Origin of the sequence: Brevundimonas aurantiaca (assembly GCF_904830995.1) — a bacterium.
Lineage (GTDB): Bacteria > Pseudomonadota > Alphaproteobacteria > Caulobacterales > Caulobacteraceae > Brevundimonas > Brevundimonas aurantiaca.
In genome coordinates this window covers 580,237-596,261 of record NZ_CAJGVD010000001.1, presented here as the reverse complement: position 1 = coordinate 596,261, position 16,025 = coordinate 580,237, and the positions used below count along the sequence as shown (strand labels likewise).

Genomic DNA, 16,025 nt, shown 5'->3' with positions numbered 1-16,025 from the left:
TCCGTCAAGATTACGAGCGTCGGCCAAGCGTCGCATGATTCAGCCGAACAGCTCCAACTGCGGCCGGGCGTCGGCGGGGATGCGGAACTGGGTTTCGTCGAGCGGTCGCAGCGGCGCATCCAGGCCGTAGCGTTTGACGGCGGCTTTGAAGCGGGCGCCGATCAGTTCGGCGACGGGGCCGGTTCCCTTCATCCGCTGGGACCAGTCGGCGTCATAATCCCTGCCCCCGCGCGTCTGGCGGATCAGGGACATGACGCGGGCGGCGCGGTCCGGGCGGGCGTCGGCCAGCCATTCGCGAAACAGATCCTTGATCTCGAGCGGCAGGCGCAGGGTGACATACATGGCCCGCGTCGCCCCCGCCTTGGCCGCCGCCTCCAGCACTGATTCCAGCTCGTGGTCGTTCAGACCGGGAATGACCGGGGCGAAGCCGACCCCGATGGGACAGCCGGCATCGGCGAGACGGCTGATGGCCTCCAGCCGTTTGGCGGGGGTTGAGGCGCGGGGCTCCATGGCGCGGGCCAGACCCCGGTCCAGGGTGGTGATGGAGACGAAGGCCGAGGCCAGGCCGGCCTGCCCCATGGGCCCCAGAATATCGGCGTCGCGCGCGATCAGTACCGACTTGGTGATGATGCTGAAGGGGTGGTTGAAACGCCGCATGACCTCCAGGATCGAGCGGGTCGATTTCAGCTCGCGCTCGACCGGCTGATAGGGGTCGGTATTGCCGCCTATGTGGATGCGTTTGCACCGGTATCGGGGGGCGAGGAAGGCCTGTTCCAGCAGACGTGGGCCCTCGGGCTTGAAGAAGATCCGGCTCTCGAAATCCAGGCCCGGGGATAGGCCCATCCAGGCATGGGACGGACGGGCGTAGCAGTAGATACAGCCATGTTCGCAACCTTTGTACGGGTTGATGGAGCGGTCGAAACCGATGTCGGGACTGTCGTTCCGGGCGATGATGGTGCGGGCGTGTTCGGGCGTGAGGGTGGTGCGCAACGGCGCGGCCTGGGCGTCGTCGTTCGTCCAGCCGTCGTCGAACGACTCATGCTGCTCGGGCTCGTAACGGCCTGTCGCATTCGAACGCGCGCCTCTTCCCTTGGCGGTTTGCATGAAAGGGAAGGTGGATCAAAAACGAGAACAGAGCAAGAACATTTGTTCTCCATCTTCGAGGCGGACCACTGACAACCAGAACCAAACGATACAGTGTCTGTTGCGAAATCAGCCGCTGCGGGTGTAGAGGGCTGTCTTGCTTCCTCTCACGGCGATGGCCGAGGCGGCGGGAGCTGCTTGCGTCCTGATCCGGAGAGCCCGATGGCCGCCCGCCGCTATTCCGCCGTCGCCGTCGCCCTGCACTGGGTGATCGCGCTCTGCATCCTGTCCATGATCCCGATGGGGTGGTGGATGACCGCCGCGATCGAACAGCCGGGGAGCCAGGCCGCAGCCTACCGCGTGTTCCAACTCCACAAGTCGATCGGCTTTCTGATTCTGGCCCTGACCCTGGTGCGGATCGTCTGGCGGCTGACGCATCGGCCGCCGGCCCTGCCTGAGGGGATGAAGCGATGGGAGGTCTTCGCCGCCCATGCGACCCATGCGGCCTTCTACGCGCTGATGCTGGGGCTGCCGCTGACGGGGTGGCTGTATGTCTCGGCCGGCTGGGCTGTGTCGCAGGACCGGGCGCTGGAGGTGGCGACCCGCTGGTTCGGCCTGTTTCCCGTCCCGCACCTGCCGGGGGTGGCCGGACTGGCGACGGAGGCGCGGCGGGCAATGGCCTTTTCGGCGATGGGCGCGCACGCCGCCATGGCCTGGGGCGCGGTCGTCCTGGTGATCCTGCACGTCGGGGCGGCGCTGAAACACCAGTTTCTCGACCGCGACGGCGTCCTGGCGCGCATGGTTCCAGGTCTGAGGCAGGACGGGGAGGATTCCGATGTCGGCGTGGAGCCGGACGCGCGCGCGGCCTGGGCGGAACGCAGTCTCGGCCTGGCCTTGATCCTCGTCGTGGCGGCGGCCGGGGCTATAGCCGCGCAGCCTGCCCCCAGGACTGAACCGACGCTCCGGCCTGAAATCGCGCCCGTTCCGGCGCCCGAGCCCGATATCCCGTCCGGCCCGACGGACGTCCAGGCGGCGGAGGCCGAAACCGCCGAACCGGCTGCGGGGACGGAGGCGTCGCAAAAGGCGGTCGACTGGACCATAGACCGCGACGCCTCCGAGATCGCCTTCGCCGGGAGCCAGTCGGGCGCCGCCTTCAACGGCCGGTTCGAACGCTGGAGCGGCCAGATCCGGTTCGACCCTGCCGATCTGGCGGGGTCGAAGGCGGTGATCACCGTCCAGACCGGCTCGGCGCGGACAGGGGACTCGACGCAGGAGGCTTCGATCCAGGGGGCTGAATGGTTCGACGTCGGCCAATATCCGACCGCCCGGTTCGAGACGACGGGCTTCCGGTCGCTCGGCGGGGATCGATACCAGGCGACGGGCCGCTTGCGGATCAAGACGACCAGTCTGCGGGTCATCCTGCCCTTCACCTATCGTGAGACCGGCGGCGTCGCGACGGTGGAGGGGCGGCTGCAACTGGACCGGACCGCGTTGAACCTGGGCCTGGAATCCGACGCGACCGGCGACTGGGTCTCCAAGATGGTCGACGTCCGGATCAAGGTCAGAGCGCGGCGGGCCGAATAGGCGCCGACTTGCCCTGACGGAAGTCTGGCCTTAGGGGTCCGCGCTCTTGATCAATGATTCAGGGAGCGGTCGATGACCCTCGCACTTCTGTTTCCGGGACAGGGCAGCCAGGCCGTCGGCATGGGCGCGCAACTGGCCGACGCCTTCGCCTCCGCCCGCGACGTCTTCGCCGAGGTGGACGAGGCCCTGGGCCAGAAGCTGTCGGTGCTGATGCGCGAAGGCCCCGAGGATCAGCTGACCCTGACCGAGAACGCCCAGCCGGCCCTGATGGCGGTGTCGGTCGCGGTCATCCGGGCGCTGAAGGTCGAGTTTGATTTCGACGTGGCCAAGGCGGCCTATGTGGCCGGTCACTCTCTGGGCGAATATTCGGCCCTGGCGGCGGCCGGGGCGATCTCGCTGTCGGATACGGCGCGGCTGCTGAAACTGCGCGGCCAGGCCATGCAGCGGGCGGTTCCGGTCGGGCAGGGGGCGATGGCTTCGCTGATCGGGCCCAAGACCGATCTGGCCCTGGCCGAGGCCGCAGCGGCGGCCGGCGCTGAAGTCGGCGTCTGCGTGGTCGCCAATGACAACAACGCCGGCAACATCGTCATCTCGGGCGAGAAGGCGGCTGTGGACCGGGCCATCGAAAAGGCCAAGGAACTGGGGGCGCGGGCGATTCCGCTGAACGTCTCGGCGCCCTTCCACTGCCCGCTGATGCAGCCGGCGGCGGACGAGATGGCGACGGCCCTGGCCTCGGCGACCATTCTGGCGCCGGCGGTTCCCGTGGTGGCCAATGTGCTGGCGCGGCCGGAGAGCGATCCTGAAGTCATCCGCCGGCTGTTGGTCGAGCAGGTGACCGGCCGGGTGCGCTGGCGCGAGAGCATGGAGTGGATGGCGAGCGAAGGGCGGGTGACCCGCTTCGTCGAGGTCGGTTCCGGCAAGGTGCTGACCGGCATGGCCAAGCGGATCGCGCCTGACGCCGAGAGTCTGCCTCTGAACACGCCGGAAGAGCTGGAAGCCTTTGCGAGGGGAGTGACGAGTGGCGAGTGACGAGTGGCGAGACTATCGCCGCCCCACTTTGCTTTTCCTCGTCACTCGCCACTAATCACTCGCCACTTCGGAGAGACATAAATGTTCAATCTTGCAGGCAAGACCGCGCTGGTGACCGGTGCGACGGGCGGGATCGGCGGCGCGGTGGCGCGGGCGCTGCACGCCCAGGGCGCGACCGTGGTGCTGTCGGGCACGCGCGAGGCGGTGCTGGCGGATCTGGCCAAAGACCTGGGCGAGCGGGCGCATTTCGCGACGGCGAACCTGTCGGACCCCGACTCGGTCGACAATCTGGTGAACGCGGCCGAGACGGCGGCGGGCTCAGCCCTGGACATCCTGGTGGCCAACGCCGGCATCACCAAGGACGGCCTCCTGATGCGGATGAAGGACGAAGATTTCCAGTCGGTCATCCAGATCAATCTGGAGAGCTATTTCCGCCTGACCCGCGCCGCGGTGAAGGGGATGATGAAGCGCCGGTCGGGCCGGATCATCGGCGTGACCTCGGTCGTCGGCGTCACCGGCAATCCGGGCCAGACCAACTATTCGGCGTCGAAGGCCGGGATGATCGGCTTTTCCAAGTCGCTGGCGCAGGAGGTCGGATCGCGCGGGATCACGGTCAATTGCATCGCGCCGGGCTTCATCGCCTCGCCCATGACCGACGTGCTGAACGACCAGCAACGCGAGACCATTCTGGGCCGGATTCCGGCGGGCCGGCTGGGCACGGGCGACGAGATCGCGGCCGCCGCCGTCTATCTGTCGTCTGACGAAGCCGCCTATGTGACGGGCCAGACCCTGCATGTGAACGGCGGCATGGCGATGATCTGATCGTCATCACGACACGCAACAGACTATTTCCCGCCCGAAAGCCTGTGCTAAAGGGCAGGAACGCATCGGCGGTTCAGGCTTTCGGGCTTGCATCGTCGTCGCTGCCGTGAGACGGCGATTTCTGAAGCTACCCCCGCCTCTACGGCGATTTTAAACAGGCAGAGAGACACTCATGTCCGACACCCTCGAGCGCGTTCGCAAGATCGTCATCGACCACCTGGACGCCGATCCGGACAAGGTCACGGAAAAGGCCAGCTTCATCGACGACCTGGGCGCCGACTCGCTCGACAACGTCGAGCTGGTGATGGCCTTCGAAGAAGAGTTCGACATCGAGATCCCGGATGACGCCGCCGAGCACATCCAGACGGTCGGCGATGCGGTCAAGTTCATCGACGAAAAGTCGGCGGGCTGATCCAGCCCCGACTGGCGGCCGACAGGCTGACAGATCACAGGGCCGCCCGGCGCTCCTAGCGGAGACGCCCGGCGGCCTTTACTGTTTCTGACCCTCGCGAATCCGCAGTGATTCCCCGGGACAGGATTGGAGTTGAAGGAGCACGCACCATGCGCCGCGTCGTCGTTACGGGCATCGGTCTGCTGACCCCCCTGGGCTGGGGCGTCGACAAGAGCTGGAAGGGCATCGTCGAGGGACGGTCGGGCATCGGTCCGATCACGGCCTTCGACACCGAGGGCTATGGCTGCACCATCGCCGGCGAAGTGCCGAGCGTCGACGGGCGCGGCGGCGGCGGCGAAGGCGACTTCGACCCCGAGAAAATCATGTCCGCCAAGGACCGAAAGCGCGTCGACGACTTCATCCTGTACGCCATAGCGGCGGCGGACGAGGCCCTGCATGACGCCAACTGGAAGCCCGAGACGGACGAGGACAAGGAACGAACCGGCGTCATGGTCGGCTCCGGCATCGGCGGCCTGGGCCCCATTGCCGATACGGCCATCGTCTTGAAAGAGCAGGGGCCGCGCCGCGTCAGCCCCTTCTTCATCCCCAGCGCCCTGATCAATTTGGCCGGCGGGCAGATTTCGATCCGGCACGGGCTGAAGGGGCCGAATCATGCGGCGGTGACCGCCTGCGCCACCGGCGCCCACGCCATCGGCGATGCGGCCCGGATGATCGCCCTGGACGACGCCGACGTCATGGTGGCGGGCGGGGCCGAAAGCTCGATCGTGCCGATCGGCATCGCCGGCTTTTTGGCCTGCAAGGCCCTGTGCACCGCCTATAACGACACGCCGGAGAAGGCCTCGCGACCCTATGACCGGGGCCACGCCGGCTTCGTCATGGGCGAGGGCGCAGGGATCCTGGTGCTGGAGGAGTACGAACACGCCAAGGCGCGCGGCGCCAGGATCTACGCCGAGATCGTCGGCTACGGCATGAGCGGCGACGCCTATCACATCACCGCCCCGTCCGAAGACGGCGAGGGCGGGGCGCGCGCCATGAAGGCGGCGCTGAAGCGAGCCGGGCTGCAGCCGTCCGACCTGGACTACGTCAACGCCCACGGCACCTCGACCATGGCTGACTGGATCGAGCTGAAGGCCATCGAAGGCCTGGTCGGAGACCATGCGAAGAACCTGGCCGTCAGCTCGACAAAGTCGATGACGGGCCACCTGCTGGGCGCGGCCGGCGCCATCGAAGCGGCCTTCTGCGTCCTGGCCATCCGTGACCAGGTCGCGCCGCCGACGATCAATCTGGACGACCCGGAGATGGAGACCCCGATCGACCTGGTGCCGAACAAGGCCAAGCCGATGAAGATCGACGTCGCCATGTCCAACAGTTTCGGCTTCGGGGGCACCAACGCCTCGGTGATCTTCAAGAAGGTCGACTGACATGTTCGGACGGGGGCGGGGTGACAGGCGTGTGGAGAAGCGGTCGGGGTTGACGGTCAGTCTGCTGACCGCCTCAGCGACCTTCAGCCTGTTCCTAATCGCCGCCCTCGCCGTCGTCTGGGGCGTCTATTACGGGCCAGGACCGGGCGCACGGCAGGGGGATCGAACGGTCGTGACCCTGGCCAGCGGCTCGGGCGTCTCCGCCATCGCCGCCCAGTTGAAGGCGGCGGGGGTGATCCGTTCGACCGACCTGTTCAAGGCGGCGGCCACCTTCACCGGTGCGGACCGCAAGCTGCGGGCCGGGGAATATGAGGTGCCGTCGGGGACCTCGCTGGCCGGAGTGCTGAACCTGCTGGTCGAGGGGCGGGTGGTGCGCCATTTCGTGACCCTGCCGGAAGGCTGGTCCTCGGCCCAGGCGGTGGACATCCTGGCCAAGGAGCCGGTGTTGACCGGAACCGTCGAGACGACGCCCGAGGAAGGCAGTCTGTGGCCCGACACCTATGAGGTGTCACGCGGCGATACCCGCCAGTCGGTGATCGATCGGATGCAGCGGGCGGCGAAGGAAAATCTGCGGCTGCTGTGGGCGCAGCGGGGACCGGGCACAGTGGCCCGCAACCCGGAAGAGGCGGTGATCCTGGCCTCCATCGTCGAGAAGGAGACTGGGCTGGCGGCCGAGCGGCCTCGCGTGGCGGCGGTCTTCTCCAACCGACTGCGGCAGGGGATGCGGCTGGAGAGCGATCCCACCATCGTTTACGGCCTGACCCAGGGGCGGCCGCTGGGGCGCGGCATCCGCCGGTCAGAGCTGCAGCGTCAGACGCCCTGGAACACCTATCAGATCGACGGCCTGCCGCCGACGCCCATCGCCAATCCCGGCAAGGAGGCGCTGGAGGCCGTGCTGAACCCGCCGGCGGATCCGGCCCTGTTCTTCGTCGCCGACGGATCAGGCGGCCACGTCTTCGCCATCACCTATGAAGAGCATCTGCGCAATGTGGCGCGCTGGCGTCAGATTGAGCGACAGAAGGCCGGCCTGCCGCCCGAGACGCAGGCGCCGGTCGCGCCTGAGGCCAGCCCTGCGCCCATGACCGATCCGAACGCGGAGGGCGGACAGGCCACCCTCACCCTGCCTGCCGGCGCGACCCAGGGTCTGAGATGAGCCTGATTTCTGGAATGACGGGCTTTGGCCGGGCCGAGGGCGCCGGTGAGGGCTGGACCTGGGCGGTCGAGGTGCGGTCGGTCAATGGGCGCAATCTGGAGGTTCGGTATCGAGGGCCGAACGGATTCGACACCTTGGAGAGGGCTGCGAAGACAGCCGCCCAGGCGCGATTCGTCCGCGGACAGATCTCCGTCGGCGTACAGGCCAAACGAACGGTGGGGGCGGAGGCGGCCGTTACGATCAATGCGCCCTTGCTGGCCCGCTATTTGACCCTGGCCAATGAGTTGGCCGAGGACGGGGCGACGCCGCCGTCCGCCGACGGCCTCCTGGCCCTGCGCGGCGTCATAGAGGCGCCGGAGGAGGTGGAGGATCCGCAGGCGCGCGCCGCGCTGGAGGTCGAGATGGCGCGAACAGTCGAGGCCGCCCTGGACGCCTTGAAGGGCGCGCGAAACGCCGAAGGCGCCCAGCTGGCGCCGCTACTGGCGGACTTCATCGCCCGGATCGAAGGGCTGGTCGCTTCGGCCGAAGGCGAGGCTCAAGCCCAGGTCGCCGCCATCCGCGACCGGTTCAGCCGCCGTATGGCCGAACTGGCGCCGGATGCGCCGGGCCTGGAAGAGCGAATCTTTCTGGAAGCTGCGTCGCTGGCGGCCAAGGCCGACGTGCGCGAGGAACTGGACCGGCTGTCGGCCCATGTCGCTGCGGCGCGCCAGCTGATGACCGCGCCGCCGGCCGGACGGAAACTGGACTTCCTGCTGCAGGAATTCATGCGCGAGGCCAACACCCTCTGCTCGAAATCGGCTACGACGGCGCTCACTGGAATCGGCCTCGAGCTGAAGGCCGTCATCGAACAGTTGCGTGAACAGGTTCAGAATGTCGAATGAACGCTCGCCCCGCCGGGGCGTCCTCCTCATCGTCGCCAGCCCGTCGGGCGCCGGCAAGACGTCGCTGTGCCGCCGGCTGATGGCGGACCACGGGGGGCTGGAACTGTCGGTGTCGATGACGACGCGGGGCATCCGTCCCGGCGAGGTCGACGGTCGCGACTATAATTTCGTGGATCGCGAGCGGTTCCAGAAGCTGATCGACGCCGACGCCTTCCTAGAATGGGCCGATGTCCACGGCAATCTGTACGGCAGCCCACGCGGGCCGGTCGATCGGGCCCTCGCTGAGGGACGTGACGTCCTGTTCGACATCGACTGGCAGGGCGCGCGCGACGTAGCCGAGAAATGCCCGGAGGACGCGGTGCGGGTCTTCATCCTGCCGCCCAGCCTGGAAGAGCTGCGCCGACGACTGGTCACCCGGTCGCAGGACTCGGACGATGTCATTGAGCGCCGCGTCGCCAACGCCAAGGGTGAGATCGAACACTGCGACGCCTTCGACTATGTGATCGTCAACGAGGATTTTGACCGGTCCTACGCCGAGCTGGCGCACATCTATCACGCCGAGCGATCGCGCCGGTTCCGCAATCTGTGGGTGGGGGATTACAAGGCCGCCCTGCTACGCGAGCCTGTCTGAACGAACAACGACACCGCGGCTGGCGGGAGGGGGGAGAGGCCGCCGCAGTGTCGTCTTCGGCTGTGAAGCGGCGACGACATCGCGCCGGCGGGGGCGTCCTACGCGATGTCGTCCTATGCGCTACGCAACTGCACTCCTTTTCCCACAAGGCAGGTTCCAGAGGGTAAATATCGGCCTAGGGGCGATTGCTTAGGTACGACCCACCATGGGCCTGCCGCCTTTTGCGGATCGGCTCAGCCTGGATTTCGAGCGGCGAACCAAGGCGTGATTCGTTCCAACGCGGCCTTGATCTCCCCTGTCGAGACCGCGAAGCTGAAGCGGATGTAGCGTCGACCATCGACGGGGTCGAAATCCACGCCCGGCGCGGTGGCCACGCCGGTATCGCGCAGCAGTTGTTCGCAGAAGGCCACGCTGTCGTCCGTCAGGTGGCCGATGTCGGCCCAGATGTAGAAGGCGCCGTCAGGCGGCGCGATCTTCCTCAATCCAAGCGCCGGCAGGGCCGCCAGCATCAGCTCGCGGTTGCGGGCGTAGGTCTGGATATGGCCCTCAAGCTCGTCGATCGCGTCCATGGCGACCAGGCCTGCGTGCTGGCTGAGGCTGGGCGGGGTCAGGAACATGTTCCCGATATAGGCGCGAGCGGCCTCGATCAGGGCCTCGGGGACCAGCAGCCAGCCCAACCGCCAGCCGGCCATGCTCCAGTATTTGGAGAAGCTGTTGATCACCAGGGCGTCCGGCGCGAACTGCAGCATCGACGGGGTCGGGCCCGCGTAGGACAGGCCGTGGTAGATCTCGTCCGAAAGGATGGCGATGTTTCGCGCGCGGCAGACCTCGGCGATGGCGGCGAGTTCGGCCTCCGGGATGATGGTCCCGGTCGGATTGGCCGGGCTGGCGATGATGACGCCGGCCGGAGCGGGATCGAGCGCCTCCAGCTGGGCGGCGGTCAGCTGGAACCGGGTCTCGGGACCGCAGGCGATCTCCACCGGCTCCAGATGCAGGGCACGCAGGCTGTTGCGATAGGCGACATAGCCGGGACGGGCCAGGGCGATGCGGTCGCCGGGCTTGAACCGGACGCTGAGGGCCAGGACCAGGGCGGGCGAGGCCCCGCAGGTCAGCAGGATTTGGCCGGGGTCGACCGTTACGCCGTACCGGTCCTGGTACAGGCGAGCAATGCGGGCGCGCAGGTCGGGGCTTTCCCAATAGCCCATGGCGTCGGCGTCCAGCACCTGATGTGCGCGGGCGACGGCGGCGGCGGGCGCGCCGGTGGAGGGCTGGCCGAATTCCATATGGATGATCGACCGGCCTTCGGCTTTCAGCTGGTGCGCTAGACGGCTGACGGTGATGGCGCGGAAGGGTTCGACGGTCATGTCAGGGCGTCCGCCAGTCTGAGGAAGCCGGCCACGTCGATCGTCTCGGCGCGGGCGTCGGGTTCGATGCCGGCGGCCTCGCAAAGGGCGGCGCCGCCGAGCTGTTTCAGGCTGGAGCGCAGCATCTTGCGGCGCTGGCCGAAGGCGGCGGCGGTGACGCGTTCCAACTTCTTCAGGCGCTCAGGCGACGGGCGCTCATCCAGCGGGACCAGATGGACCACGGCCGAGGCCACCTTGGGCGGCGGGGTGAAGGCGGCGGCGGGCAGGTGCATGACGATGCGGGCGGTGCAGACGGCCTGGGCGATGACGGCGAGGCGGCCGTAGGCGTCCTCGCCGGGCCCAGCGGCGACGCGCTCGGCGACCTCCTTCTGGAACATCAGGGTCAGGCTGTGGGGCAGCCAGGGGCCGGTCAGCCATTTGATCAGCAGGGCGGTGCCGACATTGTAGGGCAGGTTGGAGACCAGGTGGGCGGGGCCGGAGACCAAGTCCGCCTCCTTCACCTTCAGGGCGTCGGCCTCGACGATGGTCAGCCGGCCCGAGCCGTCGTCCAGTTCGGTCAGCAGGGGAATGAAGCGCGGATCCTTTTCCACCAGGACCACGGGGCCGGCGTCGGATTCCAGCAGGGCGCGGGTCAGGCCGCCGGGGCCGGGGCCGACCTCGATCACGGCGCGCCCGTCGAACGGACCGGCCAGGCGGACGATCTTGCGCGTGACATTGAGGTCCAGCAGGAAATGCTGGCCGAAGCTCTTTTTCGCCGACAGGCCGTGGGCGTCGAGGGTTTCGCGGAGGGAAGGAAGGTCGGTCACACGCCCTGTTAGCGCGCGGCGCGGGCCGCCGCCATCTCCGAGGCCAGACGAATAGCGGCGATCAGGCTGTCCGGACGCGCAATCCCCTTGCCGGCGATGTCGAAACCCGTTCCGTGATCGGGCGAGGTGCGGATGACGGGCAGACCCAGCGAGACATTGACCCCGCCCCAGAAGTCCAGGGTCTTGACCGGGATCAGGGCCTGGTCGTGGTACATGCAGATCACCGCATCATAGGTCGCGCGGGCGGCGTCGTGGAACAGGGTGTCGGCGGGTCTGGGATCGGTGATGTCGATCCCTTCGCCGCGCAGATGTTCGGCGACGGGGATCAGGGTCTCGATCTCCTGCAGCCCCAGGGCGCCGCCTTCGCCCGCGTGGGGGTTCAAGGCGGCCATGGCTAGGCGCGGGCGGGCGATGGCGAAGTCGCGCTTCAGGCTTTCGTGGACGACGCGGGCGGTGCGGGCGACCCGCTCGGCCGTGATCAGCTCGGGAACCTGATCCAGGGCGACGTGGATGGTGACCAGACAGGCGCGCAGGTCGCGGGCGGCCAGCATCATCACGGGCCCCCGCGTGCCGGCGTAGGGGGCGTCGGCGGTCAGTTCGGCGATGAACTCGGTGTGACCCGGAAAGCGGAAACCCGAGGCGTACATGGGCGCCTTGGCGATGGGGGCGGTGACCAGACCCGAGGCTTCGCCCGACAGAGCGAAACTGACGGCTTCTTCGATGCCGTCGGCGACCGAGGGCGCATTGACCGGGTCGGGAAGGCCGACTGTCACCGGCGCAGGCAGGGCGCGGTGAATGACCGGGAGGGCCCGCTCGAAATGCTGGGCGGCCTCGCCGGGCGTGAAGACGTCGGCGACGGCTATGCCTTGCGCCTCAAGCAGGGCGGCGTCGCCGATTACGGCGAACGGCAGCATGTCGGCCGAGCGCGCCCGCCAGGCGGCGGCTACGATCTCCGGCCCGACGCCGGCGGGTTCGCCCAGCGTCAGGACCAGAGGCCGGGTCATTTGAACTCGATCAGGGCGTCGTTGCGCAGATCGCGGATATAGCGACGCTCCAGCACCGCCAGGTTCTGGCCGCGCAGCCGGTTCTCGACCTGCTGACGATTGGGGGCCTCAGGACCGCCGACGCGACGGCCGCAGACGGCGACCAGATGCAGGCCGAGCGGCGTACGAATCGGGGTCGAGACCGAGCCGATCTCTCCGGTGCGGGCGAACTGCTGGAACTGGGGCGCCAGATTGGCCACGTCCGATTCGCCCAGGTCGGCGCCGATTACGCCCTGGGTCGCTCGCGCCTGGGACAGGATGTTGTCGCAGTTCAGTCCCTGGCGCAGGCCTTCCAAAGTCCGGGTGGCCGCTGCGAGCTCGGCCTCGGACGCCGATTCCGGCAGTTCGACCATCATCTGTTTCAACGAAACCAGGCTGGTCGCCGCGCCGTCACGCTTGTCTCGCATATAGATGATGTACACGCCGCCATCGACCGGGACGGGGTTCGACAGCTGGCCGGGCTGGAGCTGGTCGAAGATGGTCTGAAGGGCCGGCTGCACCGTGCCCTTGACCACCCAGCCTGCGTCGCCGGGGACGCGGGCCGAGGCGGACGGGGCGGAGGAGAACTGTTGGGCGACCGCCTGGAAGGGCGCGCCCTGAATGATCTGCTGCACCAGCTGGCGGGCGCCGTTCATCGCAGCCTCTTGGCCGCCGACCCGTGCCGCTTCGATGTAGATCTCACCGATCAGATACTGGGGCTGGGCCGCCGCCTCGTTCAGGCGGCGCAGTTCCTGCTCGACTTGAAGCGTGCTGGGCCGGGCGCGGCTGTTGAAGCGGCCGGGCACCAGCTGGCTCCAGCCGATTTCCGTGCGCAGGTTTTCGCGGAAGGCGCTGGGCTGAATGCCGCCCTGCTGGAGAAACTCCATATAGGCGGCCGGCGTGACGCCGGCCTGGCGCGCCATCTGGGCGATTTCCTCGTCGATCTCCTGGTCGGTGACCTTCAAGGTCTCGAACTTGGTGATTTCCTGAGCCTTCAGCCGTTCTTCGATCAGTCGGTTCAGCGCCGCCTGCTGGATCGCCGGCAGATTCTGTTCCGTCGGCTGAACCTGGGACGAGGCGATCAGCATCAGCATCTGCTGGCGCAGATCATAGCCGGTGATGATCTTGTCATTAACCGTAGCGACAATGCCGTCGGCCAGTTCGAACTGAGGCGCGGCGCGGGCCGCAACCGGTCCGTCTCCGGCCGCCGGGTTAGGCGCGCCTGCGGCCGTCGGTTGCTGGGCGGCCGGAGCGGGCGCCGTCTGACCATAGGCCGAACCGGCGAGGAGGAGCGCCGCGAGCGCAGCCCCCGTCGAATAACGCATCAAACCCATTGGTCGTCCTGATTCCTCACAGCGGTCCACCGGCCGGGCCGGCAGGCGGTCGCGCCCGTACAGCGTCATGCTCAACGCAATCCGCCCTGTCCATAACCTGAACCTCCGAAAGTGGCGAGGTTTAGGCGTAGATACACCCCGTCCGACGGACCACTGGCCCGAACCCGCGTATTGTCGCGGCGATAACCGATCTCGACCCGAAAACAATCGTCGTCGAACAGGAGGCCGACCTCCTGGCGGGTGATGACGTTGCGCTCCAGGTCGGCGATCCCGGCTACGGCCACGCCCCAGTGGCCGTAGACGAACTGCTGACCCGCCAGCTGGACGAATTCATAGTTCCGATTGAGCGGCCCTGACAACGGATTGGACCGGTCGACGATATAGCTGAAGCTGGCCAGGTTGCGCCGGCCCCAACGTCCGTCCAGCGCGGCCTCGGCGCGCCGGATGTCGCCCGACCCGTCGACGGTGGCGTGGCCCCAGCTGCGGATCCGGTCCGAAGGCGAGAAACTGCCCTGGACCACCCAGTCGGAAGCCGAGGAGGCCAGTCCGGTGGGGTCGTAGAGGGCGCCGGTCGTGCTGTCGGGTATGGTGGTGCGGAAGGCGTCTTCGTCGTCGGCGCGATAGCTGCGGCCTACGAAAAGGCTGGCGCTGCGGCCTTCGGACCAGCGGATCGTAGCCCGGGCGCCGGCGGTGAAACGGGCGCCGCCTTCCACCAGGTCATAGCCCGAGAAGCGGTCCATGCGGAACAGGGAAGATTCATCCAGTTCGATGACCTGTGAATCCTCATTGGGAATGCGGGGGTCGATGTCGGACTTGTTGGAGACCGACAGCTGGGCGACCGGCTCCAAGATGATGTCGCCGCGCGGCGTGCGACGCACCAGGGGGTAACTGAGGTCCACCCCGGCGCTCGCGCGCGTGCGGCTCAGCGTCTCGTCGCTTTCGACGCCCATCATCGGCGGCAGGTCGGACAGGGCGTAGAAGTCCACGCGGCCGTCGACGAAGGGCTCGATACGCAGGCCGTTGGGCGTGATGAAGACGCGACGCCACTCCGCCTGACCTGTGATCCGTCGGCTGTCCACGCCCGAAAGCCCCGTTGGGTCCCCAGGCACGATGTCCGGATTGAGCACCGGCGCGCCGACGAAAACGTCGCGATACAGGGATACGGCGGACCCCTTCAGCCGCAGCCGGCCGCCGCCGATCAGGCCCGACGGCTCCCAGCGGGCGTCGATCAGGGGGGCGACGATCGGCAGGGCGCCGTCGTTTTCAAAGACCTTGAACCCTTCCGTGTCGCGGAAATCGGTGTCGGCGAAGCGGTTGTCCAGTCTCAGGCTCTGGATCGAAAAGGCTGCGCTCGAAACATAGGAGCGGTCGGTCTGCCGCTCGGCGTAGACCTGACTGATCAGACGGCGACGGTCGCCGTAATAGAGGCCGTTGTCCTGATAGGGGTTCTGAACGTCGTAGCGGTCGAACAGGGTCTTGTCGGACGTCCGCTCGGCCGTGAAGCCGAGGCGCCAGGGGCCCGACAGATCGAACGCGCCATGGGACAGCAGATAGCTGCGGTGCTCCTTGTCCCCAAAGCGGACATTGCTTTCGTAATCCCCGTCGCCGTTCCTGTCGAAGTCGCCGAAGGTGCGCTCATAGGTGTAGCCGCCGCGGGCGACGATCGTTCCGTTGACGAAGCGGCGGCGCCACTGAAGGTTCAGCAGGGGCGACACCCGCGTGTTGAACTGCGGGCTGATCAGCCAGTCTTCCGACGGCGAAACGACATGCAGATAGGGGGTTTCGATCGAGACGCCGCGGCCTTCGTCATAGTTGACGATCGGCACCAGGAAGCCGGACGCGCGTTCGACGGTGGGATCCGGGTGGGCGAAAAAGGGGGTGTAGAAGACGGGCACCCCGCCGATGCGGAACATCGCATTGCGGTAGATGACGGCGCGCAGGGCCTCATCCTGAACCACCTTCTCGGCCTGGATCGAGAGGCTGGGGGTCTTGGGGCCCTTGTCGTCGCAGATGGGGCAGGGGGTGAAGACGGCGTAGTTCAGCTCATTGACCCGTTCGCTTCGGCGAACCGCCGTCGCGGCCATCAGGCTGGCGCCGTTGCTGAAACGGGTGGCGAAATCGACGGCGACGGCCGCCTTCAGTTCGCCGTCGGCCTCCAAATGGCTGGCGTAGACGACCGTGCCGTCCGGCGCGATCGCCTCCACCCGGCCGTCGGCCGCGGCCGCGCCGGTGGACAGATCATAGGTCAGGTTCTCGCCCCGAAGCACATGACCGTCAGCGCGCAGATAGACCCGGCGCGCGCCGTTGCTCTGGGCGACGATCGTGTCGCCGACACGGCCGGCGCTGTCGGCGTCCACATAGACGGCGCCCTGGGGCAGGACGTCGGAAACCGCCGATTGATCCGGCACCGGCTGAGCTTGGGCGAGCGCCTCTTCCGCGAAGGGCAGACACGCCAGGAGCGCCGCGCCGGCCAAAAGCCTAGC

14 protein-coding genes are annotated in these 16,025 nt (G+C 67.6%); 8 read left to right on the top strand and 6 right to left on the bottom strand.

Features of this window, described 5'->3' with window-relative positions; all coding sequences use genetic code 11:
- Window positions 1–39 precede the first annotated feature (39 nt).
- Window positions 40–1,104 (bottom strand): PA0069 family radical SAM protein, encoded by a 1,065-nt coding sequence (locus JMT67_RS03015; protein WP_201462650.1) that lies wholly within the window; start codon window positions 1,102–1,104, stop codon window positions 40–42.
- Window positions 1,105–1,305: 201 nt separating this feature from the next.
- Between JMT67_RS03015 and JMT67_RS03010 the strand changes: the two genes are divergently transcribed.
- The 8 genes from JMT67_RS03010 (at window position 1,306) to gmk (ending at window position 9,016) form a co-directional block, all read left to right on the top strand.
- On the top strand, window positions 1,306–2,667 hold the full coding sequence (locus JMT67_RS03010) for a cytochrome b/b6 domain-containing protein (protein WP_201462649.1): 1,362 nt from the start codon (window positions 1,306–1,308) through the stop codon (window positions 2,665–2,667).
- Between the two features lie 72 nt (window positions 2,668–2,739).
- A complete protein-coding gene (fabD, locus tag JMT67_RS03005; protein WP_201462648.1) occupies window positions 2,740–3,696 on the top strand; it encodes an ACP S-malonyltransferase in 957 nt (318 codons plus the stop codon).
- Between the two features lie 81 nt (window positions 3,697–3,777).
- Window positions 3,778–4,518 (top strand): 3-oxoacyl-[acyl-carrier-protein] reductase, encoded by a 741-nt coding sequence (fabG, locus tag JMT67_RS03000; RefSeq protein ID WP_054765820.1) that lies wholly within the window; start codon window positions 3,778–3,780, stop codon window positions 4,516–4,518.
- A 172-nt stretch (window positions 4,519–4,690) separates the two neighbouring features.
- Window positions 4,691–4,930, top strand: a complete 240-nt coding sequence (locus JMT67_RS02995; RefSeq protein WP_008264317.1) for an acyl carrier protein — start codon at window positions 4,691–4,693, stop codon at window positions 4,928–4,930.
- Window positions 4,931–5,079: 149 nt separating this feature from the next.
- Window positions 5,080–6,351, top strand: coding sequence for a beta-ketoacyl-ACP synthase II (fabF, locus tag JMT67_RS02990; protein ID WP_201462647.1), 1,272 nt, complete (start codon window positions 5,080–5,082; stop codon window positions 6,349–6,351).
- 1 nt (window position 6,352) lies between these two features.
- Complete coding sequence (mltG, locus tag JMT67_RS02985; RefSeq protein WP_054765818.1) at window positions 6,353–7,504, top strand: endolytic transglycosylase MltG; 1,152 nt, start codon at window positions 6,353–6,355, stop codon at window positions 7,502–7,504.
- Window positions 7,501–8,385 (top strand): YicC/YloC family endoribonuclease, encoded by an 885-nt coding sequence (locus JMT67_RS02980; RefSeq protein WP_054765817.1) that lies wholly within the window; start codon window positions 7,501–7,503, stop codon window positions 8,383–8,385. The genes mltG and JMT67_RS02980 overlap by 4 nt, the downstream gene beginning before the upstream one ends.
- On the top strand, window positions 8,375–9,016 hold the full coding sequence (gmk, locus tag JMT67_RS02975; RefSeq protein WP_152950293.1) for a guanylate kinase: 642 nt from the start codon (window positions 8,375–8,377) through the stop codon (window positions 9,014–9,016). The genes JMT67_RS02980 and gmk overlap by 11 nt, the downstream gene beginning before the upstream one ends.
- Window positions 9,017–9,249: 233 nt before the next feature.
- On the opposite strand, the gene JMT67_RS02970 is transcribed toward gmk, so the two are convergent.
- The 5 genes from JMT67_RS02970 to JMT67_RS02950 all read right to left on the bottom strand — a co-directional run bounded on the left by JMT67_RS02970 (window position 9,250) and on the right by JMT67_RS02950 (window position 15,950).
- The gene (locus tag JMT67_RS02970) at window positions 9,250–10,380 is read right to left on the bottom strand and encodes a pyridoxal phosphate-dependent aminotransferase (RefSeq protein WP_182714746.1); all 1,131 of its coding nucleotides are present in this window, start codon (window positions 10,378–10,380) and stop codon (window positions 9,250–9,252) included.
- Complete coding sequence (gene rsmA, locus JMT67_RS02965; protein ID WP_201462646.1) at window positions 10,377–11,186, bottom strand: 16S rRNA (adenine(1518)-N(6)/adenine(1519)-N(6))-dimethyltransferase RsmA; 810 nt, start codon at window positions 11,184–11,186, stop codon at window positions 10,377–10,379. Before rsmA ends, JMT67_RS02970 begins: the two co-directional genes overlap by 4 nt.
- Before the next feature lie 8 nt (window positions 11,187–11,194).
- Window positions 11,195–12,190 (bottom strand): 4-hydroxythreonine-4-phosphate dehydrogenase PdxA, encoded by a 996-nt coding sequence (pdxA, locus tag JMT67_RS02960; RefSeq protein WP_201462645.1) that lies wholly within the window; start codon window positions 12,188–12,190, stop codon window positions 11,195–11,197.
- Window positions 12,187–13,542, bottom strand: coding sequence for a peptidylprolyl isomerase (locus tag JMT67_RS02955; RefSeq protein WP_224760935.1), 1,356 nt, complete (start codon window positions 13,540–13,542; stop codon window positions 12,187–12,189). The genes pdxA and JMT67_RS02955 overlap by 4 nt, the downstream gene beginning before the upstream one ends.
- Window positions 13,543–13,613: 71 nt before the next feature.
- The gene (locus JMT67_RS02950; RefSeq protein ID WP_233455774.1) at window positions 13,614–15,950 is read right to left on the bottom strand and encodes an LPS-assembly protein LptD; all 2,337 of its coding nucleotides are present in this window, start codon (window positions 15,948–15,950) and stop codon (window positions 13,614–13,616) included.
- Window positions 15,951–16,025 lie beyond the last annotated feature (75 nt).

Excerpts from the sequence above, each read along its gene's own strand:
- JMT67_RS02980 (WP_054765817.1), top strand. The coding sequence starts at position 7,501 with ATGAGCCTGATTTCTGGAATGACGGGCTTTGGCCGGGCCGAGGGCGCC.
- JMT67_RS02955 (WP_224760935.1), bottom strand. The coding sequence starts at position 13,542 with ATGGGTTTGATGCGTTATTCGACGGGGGCTGCGCTCGCGGCGCTCCTC.
- fabF (WP_201462647.1), top strand. The coding sequence starts at position 5,080 with ATGCGCCGCGTCGTCGTTACGGGCATCGGTCTGCTGACCCCCCTGGGC.
- JMT67_RS02995 (WP_008264317.1), top strand. The coding sequence starts at position 4,691 with ATGTCCGACACCCTCGAGCGCGTTCGCAAGATCGTCATCGACCACCTG.
- JMT67_RS03015 (WP_201462650.1), bottom strand. The coding sequence starts at position 1,104 with ATGCAAACCGCCAAGGGAAGAGGCGCGCGTTCGAATGCGACAGGCCGT.
- mltG (WP_054765818.1), top strand. The coding sequence starts at position 6,353 with ATGTTCGGACGGGGGCGGGGTGACAGGCGTGTGGAGAAGCGGTCGGGG.
- pdxA (WP_201462645.1), bottom strand. The coding sequence starts at position 12,190 with ATGACCCGGCCTCTGGTCCTGACGCTGGGCGAACCCGCCGGCGTCGGG.
- gmk (WP_152950293.1), top strand. The coding sequence starts at position 8,375 with ATGTCGAATGAACGCTCGCCCCGCCGGGGCGTCCTCCTCATCGTCGCC.
- JMT67_RS02970 (WP_182714746.1), bottom strand. The coding sequence starts at position 10,380 with ATGACCGTCGAACCCTTCCGCGCCATCACCGTCAGCCGTCTAGCGCAC.
- fabG (WP_054765820.1), top strand. The coding sequence starts at position 3,778 with ATGTTCAATCTTGCAGGCAAGACCGCGCTGGTGACCGGTGCGACGGGC.
- fabD (WP_201462648.1), top strand. The coding sequence starts at position 2,740 with ATGACCCTCGCACTTCTGTTTCCGGGACAGGGCAGCCAGGCCGTCGGC.
- JMT67_RS03010 (WP_201462649.1), top strand. The coding sequence starts at position 1,306 with ATGGCCGCCCGCCGCTATTCCGCCGTCGCCGTCGCCCTGCACTGGGTG.